General features: G+C 54.6%; 13 protein-coding genes. 9 read left to right on the top strand and 4 right to left on the bottom strand.

The window, feature by feature from the left end; translation table 11 throughout:
• Nucleotides 1–19: 19 nt before the first annotated feature.
• The 3 genes from OGX89_RS03815 (at nucleotide 20) to OGX89_RS03805 (ending at nucleotide 2,149) form a co-directional block, all read left to right on the top strand.
• Entirely contained in the window at nucleotides 20–181 is a 162-nt protein-coding gene (locus tag OGX89_RS03815; protein WP_003019081.1) for a DUF1328 domain-containing protein, read from the top strand.
• A gap of 121 nt (nucleotides 182–302) precedes the next feature.
• A complete protein-coding gene (locus tag OGX89_RS03810; protein WP_126956944.1) occupies nucleotides 303–1,376 on the top strand; it encodes a patatin-like phospholipase family protein in 1,074 nt (357 codons plus the stop codon).
• Complete coding sequence (locus OGX89_RS03805; protein ID WP_003829976.1) at nucleotides 1,373–2,149, top strand: metal-dependent hydrolase; 777 nt, start codon at nucleotides 1,373–1,375, stop codon at nucleotides 2,147–2,149. Before OGX89_RS03810 ends, OGX89_RS03805 begins: the two co-directional genes overlap by 4 nt.
• Nucleotides 2,150–2,279: 130 nt before the next feature.
• Here the strand turns inward: OGX89_RS03805 and OGX89_RS03800 are convergent, their stop codons facing one another.
• Together OGX89_RS03800 and OGX89_RS03795 are read right to left on the bottom strand one after the other, a co-directional pair.
• Entirely contained in the window at nucleotides 2,280–3,143 is an 864-nt protein-coding gene (locus OGX89_RS03800; RefSeq protein WP_126956942.1) for a YjjW family glycine radical enzyme activase, read from the bottom strand.
• Nucleotides 3,115–4,665, bottom strand: a complete 1,551-nt coding sequence (locus OGX89_RS03795; RefSeq protein ID WP_126956940.1) for a YjjI family glycine radical enzyme — start codon at nucleotides 4,663–4,665, stop codon at nucleotides 3,115–3,117. Before OGX89_RS03795 ends, OGX89_RS03800 begins: the two co-directional genes overlap by 29 nt.
• A gap of 261 nt (nucleotides 4,666–4,926) precedes the next feature.
• On the opposite strand from OGX89_RS03795, the gene deoC reads away from it, so the two are divergent.
• The 4 genes from deoC (at nucleotide 4,927) to deoD (ending at nucleotide 9,363) form a co-directional block, all read left to right on the top strand.
• Nucleotides 4,927–5,706, top strand: coding sequence for a deoxyribose-phosphate aldolase (deoC, locus tag OGX89_RS03790; protein WP_003019042.1), 780 nt, complete (start codon nucleotides 4,927–4,929; stop codon nucleotides 5,704–5,706).
• A 135-nt stretch (nucleotides 5,707–5,841) separates the two neighbouring features.
• Nucleotides 5,842–7,164, top strand: a complete 1,323-nt coding sequence (gene deoA, locus OGX89_RS03785) for a thymidine phosphorylase (RefSeq protein WP_016151609.1) — start codon at nucleotides 5,842–5,844, stop codon at nucleotides 7,162–7,164.
• Between the two features lie 51 nt (nucleotides 7,165–7,215).
• Nucleotides 7,216–8,439, top strand: a complete 1,224-nt coding sequence (deoB, locus tag OGX89_RS03780; RefSeq protein ID WP_003019037.1) for a phosphopentomutase — start codon at nucleotides 7,216–7,218, stop codon at nucleotides 8,437–8,439.
• A 204-nt stretch (nucleotides 8,440–8,643) separates the two neighbouring features.
• Nucleotides 8,644–9,363, top strand: coding sequence for a purine-nucleoside phosphorylase (gene deoD / locus OGX89_RS03775; protein WP_000224864.1), 720 nt, complete (start codon nucleotides 8,644–8,646; stop codon nucleotides 9,361–9,363).
• 150 nt (nucleotides 9,364–9,513) lie between these two features.
• Here the strand turns inward: deoD and lplA are convergent, their stop codons facing one another.
• A complete protein-coding gene (gene lplA / locus OGX89_RS03770) occupies nucleotides 9,514–10,530 on the bottom strand; it encodes a lipoate--protein ligase (RefSeq protein WP_126956938.1) in 1,017 nt (338 codons plus the stop codon).
• 37 nt (nucleotides 10,531–10,567) lie between these two features.
• Nucleotides 10,568–11,209, bottom strand: coding sequence for a YtjB family periplasmic protein (locus OGX89_RS03765; protein ID WP_003829948.1), 642 nt, complete (start codon nucleotides 11,207–11,209; stop codon nucleotides 10,568–10,570).
• 115 nt (nucleotides 11,210–11,324) lie between these two features.
• On the opposite strand from OGX89_RS03765, the gene serB reads away from it, so the two are divergent.
• Together serB and radA are read left to right on the top strand one after the other, a co-directional pair.
• Nucleotides 11,325–12,293 carry a phosphoserine phosphatase gene (gene serB, locus OGX89_RS03760; protein WP_003829946.1) on the top strand — a complete coding sequence of 323 codons (969 nt, stop codon included), beginning with the start codon at nucleotides 11,325–11,327 and terminating at the stop codon, nucleotides 12,291–12,293.
• An 83-nt stretch (nucleotides 12,294–12,376) separates the two neighbouring features.
• The gene (gene radA / locus OGX89_RS03755; RefSeq protein WP_003829944.1) at nucleotides 12,377–13,759 is read left to right on the top strand and encodes a DNA repair protein RadA; all 1,383 of its coding nucleotides are present in this window, start codon (nucleotides 12,377–12,379) and stop codon (nucleotides 13,757–13,759) included.
• The last annotated feature ends 74 nt before the right edge of the window (nucleotides 13,760–13,833 follow it).

Here is a 13,833-nt window from a genome sequence, read left to right as displayed (position 1 = left end):
TATGGTAAAGGAGAAGCATATGTTTCGATGGGGCATCATATTTCTGGTTATCGCGTTAATTGCCGCCGCACTCGGTTTTGGTGGACTGGCGGGTACTGCAGCCGGCGCAGCGAAAATTGTGTTTGTGGTGGGGATCATTTTGTTCCTGGTCAGCCTGTTTACCGGGCGTAAACGACCCTAGTACGTAAACCGTAAAGAAAAATTGCTACTAAGCCAGTCCATTGGACTGGCTTTTACGGTTTTAGCGTCAGGCAATTTGCGTTACTTTGTTGCTCTATTACAAAAACAACAGGAAGGCAGAGGTGGGGCAGAGAATACCCGTCACGCTCGGTAATATTGCGCCGTTATCGTTACGTCCATTTCAACCAGGCAGTGTGGCGCTGGTGTGCGAGGGCGGGGGACAAAGAGGCATCTTCACCGCCGGCGTACTGGATGAGTTCATGCGCGCGCAGTTCAATCCCTTTGATCTCTACTATGGGACGTCGGCTGGCGCGCAAAACCTTTCAGCCTATCTCTGTAACCAGCCCGGTTACGGCCGCAAAGTTATTATGCGTTACACCACCCGACGCGAATTTTTTGACCCGGTGCGTTTTGTGCGTGGGGGAAATCTGATCGATCTCGACTGGCTGGTGGATTCGACTGCAACGCATATGCCGCTGGCGATGGACAACGCCGAGCGCCTGTTTGCCGCAGGGAAAGCATTTTATATGTGCGCCTGTCGGGGCGATGATTACACGCCCGGCTATTTTTCGCCGAACCGGCAAAACTGGCTCGACCTCATTCGAGCCTCCAGCGCGATTCCCGGGTTCTACCGCACAGGGGTTGTATTGGACGGCGTGAACTATCTGGATGGAGGAGTTAGTGATGCCATACCTGTGCAGGAGGCAGCGAAGCAGGGGGCAAAAACGTTGGTAGTGATTCGCACTGTGCCTTCGCAAATGTACTACACCCCGCAGTGGTTCAAACGTATGGAGCGCTGGTTGGGTGAAAGTAGCCTGCAACCGTTTCTGAATCTGGTGCAGCATCATGAGACCAGCTATCGTGCTATCCAGAGTTTTATTGAGAAGCCGCCGGGCAAGCTGCGTATTTTTGAGATCTATCCGCCAAAACCACTCCATAGCATGGCGTTGGGCAGCCGTATTCCGGCACTGCGGGAAGATTACAAAACCGGACGCCTGTGCGGTCGTTACTTTCTGGCGACAGTCGGCAAACTGTTGGCGAAAAATGCGCCACTGCCTCGTCAGACGCCGAAGATGGTGGTGCCGGGGCCGGTGGTAGTTCCTCCCGCGCCGGTGGCCAACGATGCCCATGTGCCAGTGGTGACCAATGTGCCTCAGGCGAACGACACGACGTTTGATAATGAGGATTTGGCGTGAGTTATCGTTTTATCGATACGCATTGTCACTTTGATTTCCCGCCGTTTACCGGCGATGAATCTGCCAGCATTCAGCGCGCGGTGGAGGTTGGTGTACAGAGCATTATCGTTCCGGCCACACAGGCGGCGAATTTTCCCCGCGTACTGGCGTTAGCGGAAAATTATCCTCCATTGTTTGCCGCGCTTGGTCTGCATCCCATTGTTATTGAACAACATAGCGATGACTGCCTGGACCAGTTGCAACAGGAGCTGGATAAGCGCCCACGAAAACTGGTGGCGCTAGGCGAGATTGGATTGGATCTGTATCGGGACGATCCGCAATTCGATAAGCAAGAGTGGGTGCTGGAAGCGCAACTAAAGCTGGCGAAGCGGTACGAATTGCCGGTGATCCTGCATTCGCGGCGCACCCATGACAAGTTGGCGATGCACCTGAAACGTCATGCTTTGCCGCGAACTGGCGTTGTGCATGGTTTTTCCGGGAGCGTGCAGCAGGCAGAGCGCTTTGTGCAACTGGGATACAAAATTGGCGTGGGAGGCACCATTACCTATCCGCGCGCCAGTAAAACCCGCGAGGTAATGGCGCAATTACCGCTGGAATCGCTGTTGCTGGAAACCGACGCGCCGGATATGCCGCTCAATGGCTTTCAGGGGCAGCCTAACCGGCCGGAGCAGGTAGTCAGAGTCTTCGACGTCTTATGCGATCTGCGCCCGGAACCTGCGGACGTGATCGCTGACGCGCTGTATCGTAATACCACGGCGTTGTTTAATGTGTGATTGGATGGCGTATCCGGCCGACAAATGTGTGCGCTCCGTAGGCCTGATAAGCGAAGCGCATCAGGCATAACTTCGTCGGATGGCAGCTGTGTTTTTTCCGGCCTACAGATGATGTCGTCGCATCCGGCAATCACAGGTACAGCGCCGGGAAAATCAAATTATCCACCCCGCGTTCGCGCAATCTTTGCGCCAGCTGTTCCACATCCTCCGGCGTGGCGCTCGGCCAGTCCTTCGCTTCGCCATACACCCCGTGCGCATGGAAGGCATTCAGCCGCACAGGTACGTCACCGGTGCGTATGATAAACGCCGCCAGCGCATCAATATGCTGTAGATAATCCACCTCACCAGGAATAACCAGCAGGCGCAGTTCCGCCAGTTTTCTCTGCCCGGACAAAAAGGTAATACTTTTTTTAATCAGCGTGTTATCGCGGCCGGTAAGCTGCCGATGACACGTGCTGTCCCAGGCTTTTAAATCCAGCATTACGCCGTCGCACACCGGCAGCAGCTTCTGCCAGCCGGTTTCGCTCAGCATGCCGTTGCTGTCGACCATGCAGGTCAGGTGTTGCAACTGCGGATCGGTTTTTATCGCGGTAAATAGCGCCACAATAAAGGGGAGTTGAGTAGTCGCTTCACCGCCACTAACGGTTATCCCTTCGATAAACAGTGACGCTTTACGAATATGTTGCAGCACTTCATCAACGCTCATACTCTGCGCCATCGGCGTGGCCTGCTGGGGGCACATATGCAGGCAGGTGTCACACTGCTGACACATATCGGACTGCCACCACACTTTCCCCGCGCTCAGGTTCAGCGCCTCATGCGGGCAATGCAGCACACACTCCCCGCAGTCGTTGCAGCGTCCCATCGTCCACGGATTGTGGCAATTTTTACAGCGCAGATTACATCCTTGCAGAAACAGAGCCAGGCGACTGCCCGGCCCGTCGACGCAGGAGAAAGGAATCAGCCTACTTACTAAAGCGCATCTGCTGTTCATGGCTAATCACGCGAGGTTGTCGTTCCAGAATGCGCGTATTGCGCGCGGCTTCTTCGCCAAGCCAGGTGGTGTTGGTTCGTGACCCTTCGGCGCGATACTTTTCCAGATCCGACAGGCGCACCATGTAACCCGTAACGCGAACCAGATCGTTGCCGCTCACGTTGGCGGTAAACTCGCGCATTCCAGCTTTAAACGCCCCGAGGCACAACTGCACCAGCGCCTGAGGATTACGCTTGATGGTTTCATCCAGCGTGAGAATGTCGCTGATCCCGGCGTGATAAAACGCGTGATGTGGTGCGACGGTTTGCAGATGGGTGATCGGGTCCGGCTCATCGCCGTAAGGCAGGCGTGCACCTGGCGTGGTGCCGATGTCAGAACTGATCCCCGACTGTGCATGCAGCATCGCGCGCTGCTTCCAGCCATATTTCACCGGGGTGTTTTCGACAAATTCCGCCAGTTGGGTGCTGATGCGATAGCCGAGCTGATTGGCGAACTCATCTTTCCCATAGCGCGCATTCTGTCCCGCCTTATCGCACAGCAGGTTCACCGCCTCCGCCAGGCCGTACATCCCGAACATAGGCACAAAACGTTCGGGATCAATCAACCCTTCCTGCACGAGGAAGCTATTCTCAAAGAAATGTGATTTCTCATAGAGGAATTCACATCGTGAATCAATGATGGCGATTTGCTGCTGGCAGTAGTGCGGTAGGGTGCGCGTAAAGAAGTCATCGACAGAGGTGCTGCGCTCTGCGATGGCTTTCAGATTAAGCCTGACCAGCGTGCTTCCACCCCCGGCGAGCGGCAAAGAGTTGTAACAACTGACGACGCCATACTGACCTTTTGTGAAAATTTTATCATTTTCAGGGCCGTTGGAAATATGCGGCTTACTGCACTCGCAGATATTTTGCGCCACGTTGAGCAGCAGATCGTCAGGTGTGATTTGCGGATCATAAATGAATGTTAGATTAGGTGAAACCTGCTTTAACTCTGCGTCTGCGCGTAAAATTGCACGGGTAACTGGTGTATCGGCGGGGCCGATATTGGCATGCATAAACGCGTCTGGCAGGGTTCTGTCGAGATAACGCCAGAAACGTTTTATTCGAATATCGATCTCGTCTTGTGTTAGAATTCTAACATACGGTTGCAGCAGGGCATCAAGCTGGCCGAGATAAACCGGCATCGACGTCACTGACGGAACATGGTGGTAAAGAATAGTGAGTAAGGATAACGCGTCATCAAGATCCCTGGCGCCTTCCAGCTCCAGCCACGATGAGCCATTGGCCAGAAAACGCGCGTAATCGGGTAAAACATAGCGTGGTTTGAACGGGGCATGACCTTCGTACATATCGCAGATTACCCCATCATCCAGCGCCTGACGTGCCTGTGCAGGCAGTTGCGGGTAAGGCAGCGCGTTTTCAGCTTCCAGCGCCAGAAAGTGGCGTTTCTGCTCAGGGCTGAGCACTGGGCTGGTCACGATTTGTTGGCAACGCTGTTGCAGCGCGAGTTCGCTTGAAGTGGGCATCGTTGATTCCTTTTTATCCCGAAGGTGTAACGCCATTGTAGAAAGCAACGCCGCCGCAACCTTTGATCCGGATGCGCCTGATGCCACCGCATCCCTTTAGAAAAGGTGATTTATTTGAAGTAGATCTCATTAGAGTAATGCAAATCTGTATGTGGTTTTCATTAACTGTGATGTATATCGAAGTGTAATAGCGAGCGGATGTTAGAATACTAACAAACTCGCAAGGTGAAATTTTATACGGCGATGCCGTTGGAGAATGTTATGACCGATTTAACAGCAAGCAGCCTGCGTGCACTGAAACTGATGGACCTGACCACCCTGAATGACGACGACACCAATGAAAAAGTGATCGCGCTGTGTCATCAGGCGAAGACCCCGGTTGGCAACACTGCCGCAATCTGTATCTATCCGCGTTTCATCCCTATTGCGCGTAAGACCCTGAAAGAGCAGGGCACGCCGGACATCCGCATTGCAACCGTAACCAACTTCCCGCATGGCAACGACGACATCGAGATTGCGCTGGCTGAAACTCGCGCGGCGATTGCTTACGGCGCAGATGAAGTTGACGTGGTGTTCCCGTACCGTGCGCTGATCGCCGGTAACGAACAGATTGGTTTCGATCTGGTTAAAGCCTGCAAAGACGCGTGTGCGGCAGCAAACGTGCTGCTGAAAGTCATCATCGAAACCGGTGAGCTGAAAGAAGAAGCACTGATTCGCAAAGCGTCTGAAATCTCCATCAAAGCCGGTGCTGATTTCATCAAAACTTCTACCGGTAAAGTGCCGGTCAATGCGACGCCGGAAAGCGCACGCATCATGATGGAAGTGATCCGCGACATGGGTGTTTCTAAAACTGTAGGTTTCAAACCGGCTGGTGGCGTACGCACTGCAGAAGATGCACAGCAGTTCCTGGCGATTGCCGATGAACTGTTTGGCGCTGACTGGGCTGATTCTCGTCACTACCGTTTTGGCGCATCCAGCCTGCTGGCGAGTCTGCTGAAAGCGCTGGGTCACGGCGACGGCAAGAGCGCAAGCAGCTACTAAGCCTTATATTGCCGGAGCTGTAGCGACGTAGGCCGGATAAGGCGTAGCCGCCATCCGGCATTAAGACGACTGCCGGGTGGCGCGTTGCTTACCCGGCCTACAACGGCCTTCTACTCTTTTCCCCTGGGGGTTACCGTGTTTCTCGCACAAGAAATTATTCGTAAAAAACGTGATGGTCATGCGCTGAGCGATGAAGAAATTCGTTTCTTTATCAATGGTATTCGCGACAACACCATCTCTGAAGGGCAAATCGCCGCCCTGGCGATGACCATTTTCTTCCACGATATGACAATGCCTGAGCGAGTTTCGCTGACCATGGCAATGCGTGATTCAGGAACCGTGCTGGACTGGAAAAGCCTGCAGCTGAACGGCCCGATTGTGGATAAACACTCTACCGGCGGTGTAGGTGACGTAACGTCACTGATGTTAGGCCCGATGGTCGCAGCGTGCGGCGGCTATATTCCGATGATCTCCGGGCGTGGCCTGGGGCATACCGGCGGTACACTCGATAAACTGGAAGCGATTCCTGGATTTGACATCTTCCCGGACGACGCGCGCTTCCGTGAAATTATTAAAGACGTGGGTGTGGCGATTATTGGGCAAACCAGCTCGCTCGCACCGGCGGATAAACGTTTTTATGCCACCCGCGATATTACCGCGACGGTGGATTCCATCCCGCTGATTACCGGTTCCATTCTGGCGAAAAAACTGGCGGAAGGGCTGGATGCGCTAGTGATGGATGTGAAAGTGGGCAGCGGCGCCTTTATGCCGACCTACGAGCTTTCTGAAGCCCTTGCTGAGGCGATTGTCGGCGTGGCAAACGGTGCGGGTGTCCGTACCACCGCGCTGTTAACCGATATGAACCAGGTGCTGGCCTCCAGCGCAGGTAACGCGGTCGAAGTCCGCGAAGCGGTGCAGTTCCTGACCGGTGAATACCGTAATCCACGTCTGTTAGACGTCACCATGGCGCTGTGCGTGGAAATGCTGATCTCCGGCAATCTGGCGAAAGATGACGCCGAAGCCCGTGCGAAATTGCAGGCGGTGCTGGACAACGGTAAAGCGGCAGAGATTTTTGGTCGCATGGTTGCGGCGCAAAAAGGCCCGACCGATTTCGTCGAAAATTATGCGAAGTACCTGCCGACGGCAATGCTCAGCAAAGCGGTATATGCTGATACCGAAGGCTTTGTCAGCGCGATGGATACCCGCGCGCTGGGGATGGCGGTCGTTTCCATGGGCGGCGGTCGTCGTCAGGCTTCGGACACCATTGATTACAGCGTTGGCTTTAGCGATATGGCGCGTCTGGGCGACAGCGTAGACGGACAACGCCCGCTGGCGGTGATCCACGCGAAAGACGAAGCCAGCTGGCAGGAAGCGGCGAAAGCGGTCAAAGCGGCAATTAGCCTTGACGATAAAGCGCCAGAAATTACACCGACAGTCTATCGTCGTATTACCGAATAACTGTATACTGATCTGATCGCTTTTTTGCGGCGCAGATGTATGGAGAACAAGATGAAACGTGCATTTATTATGGTGCTGGACTCCTTTGGTATTGGTGCGACTGAAGATGCGGATCGCTTTGGCGACGTAGGTTCAGACACTATGGGACACATTGCAGAAGCCTGTGCGAAAGGTGAGGCTGACAATGGTCGCAAAGGTCCACTGAATCTGCCTAACCTGACCCGTCTGGGCCTGGTGAAAGCTCACGAAGGTTCTACCGGTAAAATTGCTGCTGGTATGGACGGTAACGCGGAAGTGATTGGTGCCTACGCATGGGCGCATGAACTTTCTTCCGGGAAAGACACGCCGTCTGGCCACTGGGAAATCGCGGGTGTCCCGGTTCTGTTTGATTGGGGTTATTTCTCCGATCATGAAAACAGCTTCCCGCAGGAACTGCTGGATAAACTGGTAAAACGTGCCAACCTGCCAGGCTACCTCGGCAACTGCCACTCTTCCGGTACCGTGATCCTGGATCAACTGGGTGAAGAGCATATGAAAACCGGCAAGCCGATTTTCTATACCTCCGCTGACTCCGTGTTCCAGATTGCCTGCCACGAAGAGACGTTTGGCCTGGATAAACTCTACGAGCTGTGCGAAATCGCACGTGAAGAGCTGACCGAAGGTGGTTACAACATCGGTCGTGTTATCGCACGTCCGTTTATCGGTGATAAAGCCGGTAACTTCCAGCGTACCGGTAACCGTCACGACCTGGCCGTTGAGCCGCCAGCACCGACCGTGCTGCAGAAACTGGTCGACGAAAAAGACGGTCACGTGGTTTCCGTCGGTAAAATCGCGGATATCTACGCTAACTGCGGCATCACCAAAAAAGTGAAAGCCACCGGTCTGGATGCGCTGTTCGACGCCACCATCAAAGAGATGAAAGAAGCAGGTGATAAGACCATCGTCTTCACCAACTTCGTTGATTTCGACTCTTCCTGGGGACATCGTCGCGATATCGCCGGTTATGCAGCGGGCCTGGAACTGTTCGACCGCCGTCTGCCTGAGCTGATGGAGCTGGTGGGTGAAGATGACATTCTGATCCTGACCGCTGACCACGGCTGCGACCCAAGCTGGACCGGCACTGACCACACCCGTGAACACATCCCGGTACTGGTTTACGGCCCGAAAGTGAAACCTGGTTCGTTAGGTCACCGTGAAACCTTCGCTGATATCGGTCAGACGCTGGCGAGCTACTTTGGTACGTCACCGATGGACTACGGTAAAAACATGCTGTAATACCCGTTATCTTTCGCGCTGTAGATGCGTTGACTTCATTCGCTCCCCCCGGTCACATAGTGAATCTATGCTCCCGGGGATTCACGAATTCGTCGCCTTCCTACAACGCGAAATCCTTAAGGTATTTCACTGTTTTGCATACGTTTTGTAGGCCTGATAAGGCGTAGCCGCCATCAGGCAATAACAACGAAATAAGGACAAAAAATGGCAACTCCACATATTAATGCAGAAATGGGTGATTTCGCTGACGTCGTATTGATGCCGGGCGACCCGCTGCGTGCAAAGCATATTGCTGAAACTTTCCTCGAAGATGTTCGTGAAGTGAACAACGTTCGCGGCATGTTAGGTTTTACCGGTACTTACAAAGGCCGTAAGATCTCCGTTATGGGTCATGGTATGGGTATCCCGTCCTGCTCCATCTACACCAAAGAGCTGATCACCGATTTCGGCGTGAAGAAAATCATTCGCGTAGGCTCCTGCGGCGCTGTGCGTATGGACGTTAAACTGCGTGACGTGGTTATCGGTATGGGCGCTTGCACCGACTCCAAAGTTAACCGTATCCGTTTTAAAGATCATGACTTCGCTGCTATCGCTGATTTCGACATGGTGCGTAACGCGGTTGATGCGGCAAAAGCACTGGGTGTAGACGCGCGCGTGGGCAACCTGTTCTCCGCTGACCTGTTCTACTCTCCGGACGGTGAAATGTTCGACGTGATGGAAAAATACGGCGTGCTGGGCGTGGAAATGGAAGCGGCGGGCATCTACGGTGTTGCTGCGGAATTTGGTGCAAAAGCGCTGACCATCTGCACCGTTTCCGACCATATCCGTACTCACGAGCAGACCACTGCCGCTGAACGTCAGACGACCTTTAACGACATGATCAAAATCGCGCTGGAATCCGTTCTGCTGGGCGATAAAGAGTAAGGGTTGTTGTGGCCCGGTGGCGTTGCGCTGGCCGGGCCTACGGGAATGCCGCTATTAATGCCTGATGGCGCTTCGCTTATCAGGCCTACAGGAGCGGTCTTGTAGGCCGGATAAGGAGCAGCCGCCATCCGGCAATTTGCCACTAATCGCTTAACGCACGGCCTTCGCCACCCACGCCGCCAGTTCACGCAGCTCGCTTTCCTGATCCGGATATTCCGTAACCAGCGCTTCGCAAGTCTGCTGTAAAACATCGGCGCGATACTGGCAGCCCTGTAGTCGCTCTGCCAGCGCTTCTAACGGCGCGGGATTGAGACTGTCGGTAAACACCTGTGTGCGCGTGATATGACCTTTTTCGACGTCGAAATGCAGCTCAACACCGCCCCAGGTGAAACGCTCGTCCAGCAGATGCGAGAAAGCAGGTGCCTGACCAAAATTCCATTCCCAACTGCTCTGGCGGGCAAAGGTTTCGGCAAAATTTGGCAGGTCCGGCGTTTTATCCGGTGAGATCACTTCCGCTTCAACGCGTTCGCCATAATGAGCAAAAAAGGCTTCCGTGATGGCCTGACAGACCTGGTCATGGGTGATGCCCGGTAACAGCTCCGTCAAATTCGCCACCCGTGAGCGGACAGAGGTAATCCCCTTTGCTGCGAGTTTCTTTTTGTCGGGATTGAGATAGTTTGCCAGGCGGCTGAGATCGGCATTTAGAAGCAGCGTGCCGTGGTGGAATCCGCGATCTTTCGTTTCCCGGTAAGCAGAGCCTGAAACTTTGCGATCGCCGTCTGGCGTTTTCACAACCAGATCGTTACGCCCGGAGGCGTCCGCCGTCACACCCAGAGAATTCAATGCGTTGAGGACAATCGTGGTGGAAATGGTTTTGTCGTACTCCGGTTTACCGGCCATAAAGGTAAAGCAGGTATTGCCTAAGTCATGGAACACCGCGCCGCCGCCGCTGCTACGGCGGGCGAGCCGCACGTTGTCTTCCTCCATACGGCGGGTATTACACTCTTTCCACGGGTTTTGCGCCCGGCCAATCACCACCGTATCGGCGTTACGCCACAAGAACAGGACGCGCTGCGTGGCGGGCATCTGGCGAAAAATGCACTCTTCGACCGCGAGATTAAACCACGGATCGTAAGAGTCTGAGATAAGCAGGCGTAGTGTAGTCATGGTTGATTTCCCTTCTGTTTTACAGTTTTTACTGCTTTTACTCTTTTTTCTCGTTGTCTTCTTCCTGCACCGGTTTGTTGGCGGTCAGCAGGAAAGGGGATTGCTGCCAGCGGGTACGCTTGCCTTGCAATAATGTACGGGTGAGCACGACGCCAATCGCCAGCGCCAGCAGCAGCATCAGGCGTAAGATATTGGTGGTGTTATCTACCTGCTTCGCCTCGGTGGCGAGGGTGTGGGTATCCAGCGTCAGGCGCAAATAGCCCAGCGGACCATTTTTCCCCTGAATGGGTTCGACAATCTGCTGGTTAAAATAACCCCCGGCTTTTTTGCCGTCGAGCGCCAGTCGGTCACGAACGTTGACGCTCTCGCCGGTACGCGTAATCAGGTCTCCCTGTTCATCGTACACGCCAGCGTCCAGAATACGGCTACTTTCCGTCAGCTGCGTGAGTACCGCTTTGATGCGTTTTTCATCCGGCGTTTCGGTACGCATTAGCGGAGCAACATTTAGCGCCACCTGGCGGGCCAGCGTACGGGCCAGCTCTTCGAGCTGCGGATTACGCTGCTGCTGGTGACTTTGACTAAACCAGGATGCGCCCTGCATCAGGGCGACGAGCAGCGCAAGACAGAACAATACAATCACTGCACGATGAAGTCGGAATTTCAGTTTTGCGCGAGCCATATTCCACCTGCTGAAAATTTGAGACTTAATGTTGCCAGAAGCGCTGGTTACAGGGTAGCCTCATGCGTTATTTTCCCCTGATGATTCCGACCCGAACGATTTTACAGGAGCTTTAATGCCTAACATAACCTGGTGCGATCTACCTGAAGATGTTTCTCTGTGGCCAGGTCTGCCTCTCTCTTTAAGTGGCGATGAAGTCATGCCGCTGGACTACCACGCGGGCCGCAGTGGCTGGCTGCTGTACGGTCGTGGTCTGGATAAACAACGTTTAACGCAATACCAGAGCAAACTGGGTGCAGCGATGGTGATTGTTGCTGCCTGGTGCGTCGAGGATTATCAGGTGATTCGCCTGGCGGGTTCGTTAACGCCGCGCGCGGCAAAACTGGCGCATGATGCCAAACTGGATGTTGCCCCGTTAGGCAAAATTCCGCATCTGCGCACGCCGGGTTTGCTGGTGATGGACATGGACTCAACGGCAATCCAGATCGAATGCATTGATGAAATTGCTAAACTGGCTGGAACCGGTGAGATGGTTGCGGAAGTCACGGAACGCGCGATGCGTGGCGAACTGGACTTTACCGCCAGCCTGCGTAGCCGCGTGGCGACGCTGAAGGGCGCTGATGCCAATATTCTGCACCAGGTGCGCGAAACGCTACCGCTGATGCCCGGCCTGACTCAACTGGTGTTAAAACTGGAAACGCTCGGCTGGAAAGTGGCTATTGCCTCTGGCGGCTTTACCTTCTTTGCCGATTACCTGCGTAATAAACTGCGTCTGACGGCGGCGGTAGCAAACGAGCTGGAGATCATGGACGGTAAATTTACCGGCAACGTGATCGGCGATATCGTCGATGCCCAGTACAAAGCCAATACCCTGACCCGCCTGGCGCAAGAATATGAGATCCCGATGGCGCAGACGGTGGCGATCGGCGACGGTGCCAACGACCTGCCGATGATCAAAACGGCTGGGCTGGGTATTGCGTATCATGCTAAACCGAAAGTGAATGAAAAGACGGAGATTACTATCCGCCACGCTGACCTGATGGGCGTGTTCTGCATTCTCTCCGGCAGCATGAACCAGAAATGATTAAATTGCCCGGTGGCAAGCTGTCCGTAGGCCGGATAAGCACCCACGCCATCCGGCAAAAGCGTTAACGAAAGAGGTAAAACGTGGCAAAAGCTCCTAAACGCGCCTTTGTTTGTAATGAATGCGGGGCCGATTACCCGCGCTGGCAGGGGCAATGCAGCGCCTGTCAGGCCTGGAATACCATTACCGAGGTGCGCCTTGCCGCATCGCCAACGGTGGCGCGTAACGAGCGGCTCAGTGGCTATGCCGGGAATGCGGGCGTGGCAAAAGTGCAGAAGCTGTCTGACATCAGCCTTGAAGAACTGCCGCGTTTTTCCACTGGATTTAAAGAGTTTGACCGCGTGCTGGGTGGCGGGGTGGTACCCGGCAGCGCTATCCTGATTGGCGGTAATCCCGGCGCGGGGAAATCAACGCTGCTGCTACAAACGCTGTGTAAACTCGCTGAGCAGATGAAAACCCTGTACGTTACTGGCGAAGAGTCGCTACAACAGGTGGCGATGCGCGCGCACCGGCTTGGCTTGCCGACGGCGAATCTGAACATGCTGTCGGAAACCAGTATTGAACAAATTTGCCTGATTGCCGAAGAAGAACAGCCGAAACTGATGGTGATCGACTCCATTCAGGTAATGCACATGGCGGATATTCAGTCTTCGCCGGGCAGCGTGGCGCAGGTGCGCGAAACGGCGGCTTACCTGACGCGCTTTGCCAAAACGCGCGGCGTGGCGATTGTCATGGTCGGCCACGTCACCAAAGATGGCTCGCTGGCCGGGCCGAAGGTGCTGGAGCACTGTATTGACTGTTCGGTACTGCTCGACGGTGACGCCGATTCCCGTTTCCGTACTCTGCGTAGCCATAAAAACCGCTTTGGTGCGGTGAATGAGCTGGGCGTCTTTGCCATGACCGAACAGGGCCTGCGTGAAGTCAGCAACCCTTCCGCTATCTTCTTAAGCCGTGGCGATGAGGTCACCTCCGGCAGTTCGGTGATGGTGGTCTGGGAAGGCACGCGCCCGCTGCTGGTAGAGATTCAGGCGCTGGTCGATCATTCGATGATGGCGAACCCGCGTCGCGTGGCGGTCGGTCTGGAACAGAACCGTCTGGCGATTCTGCTGGCGGTACTGCATCGTCACGGCGGCTTGCAGATGGCGGATCAGGACGTGTTCGTTAACGTAGTCGGCGGCGTAAAAGTCACCGAAACCAGCGCCGACCTGGCGTTGCTGCTGGCAATGGTTTCCAGTCTGCGCGACAGGCCGCTGCCGCAGGATTTAGTGGTCTTTGGCGAAGTGGGGCTGGCGGGCGAAATCCGTCCGGTACCCAGCGGCCAGGAGCGTATTTCGGAAGCGGCGAAGCACGGCTTTCGCCGGGCGATTGTCCCTGCCGCTAACGTACCGAAAAAAGTACCGGAAGGGATGCAGGTCTTTGGCGTTAAGAAGCTTGCGGATGCGTTAAGCGTGTTTGACGACCTATAATCAAATACCCGTACGTACTGATTTTGTAGGCCTGATAAGCGAAGCGCCATCAGGCAGTGTTACGCGATTTTTCC

It is taken from the genome of Citrobacter sp. Cpo103 (genome assembly GCF_030332605.1).
In the GTDB taxonomy this organism is placed as follows: Bacteria; Pseudomonadota; Gammaproteobacteria; order Enterobacterales; family Enterobacteriaceae; genus Citrobacter; species Citrobacter portucalensis.
This window is presented reverse-complemented; position numbering and strand designations above follow the sequence as displayed.

Coding starts and splice junctions, on each gene's coding strand:
- OGX89_RS03815 (WP_003019081.1), top strand. CDS start 20: ATGTTTCGATGGGGCATCATATTTCTGGTTATCGCGTTAATTGCCGCC.
- OGX89_RS03800 (WP_126956942.1), bottom strand. CDS start 3,143: ATGAACAGCAGATGCGCTTTAGTAAGTAGGCTGATTCCTTTCTCCTGC.
- OGX89_RS03795 (WP_126956940.1), bottom strand. CDS start 4,665: ATGCCCACTTCAAGCGAACTCGCGCTGCAACAGCGTTGCCAACAAATC.
- deoC (WP_003019042.1), top strand. CDS start 4,927: ATGACCGATTTAACAGCAAGCAGCCTGCGTGCACTGAAACTGATGGAC.
- deoB (WP_003019037.1), top strand. CDS start 7,216: ATGAAACGTGCATTTATTATGGTGCTGGACTCCTTTGGTATTGGTGCG.
- deoD (WP_000224864.1), top strand. CDS start 8,644: ATGGCAACTCCACATATTAATGCAGAAATGGGTGATTTCGCTGACGTC.
- lplA (WP_126956938.1), bottom strand. CDS start 10,530: ATGACTACACTACGCCTGCTTATCTCAGACTCTTACGATCCGTGGTTT.
- OGX89_RS03765 (WP_003829948.1), bottom strand. CDS start 11,209: ATGGCTCGCGCAAAACTGAAATTCCGACTTCATCGTGCAGTGATTGTA.
- serB (WP_003829946.1), top strand. CDS start 11,325: ATGCCTAACATAACCTGGTGCGATCTACCTGAAGATGTTTCTCTGTGG.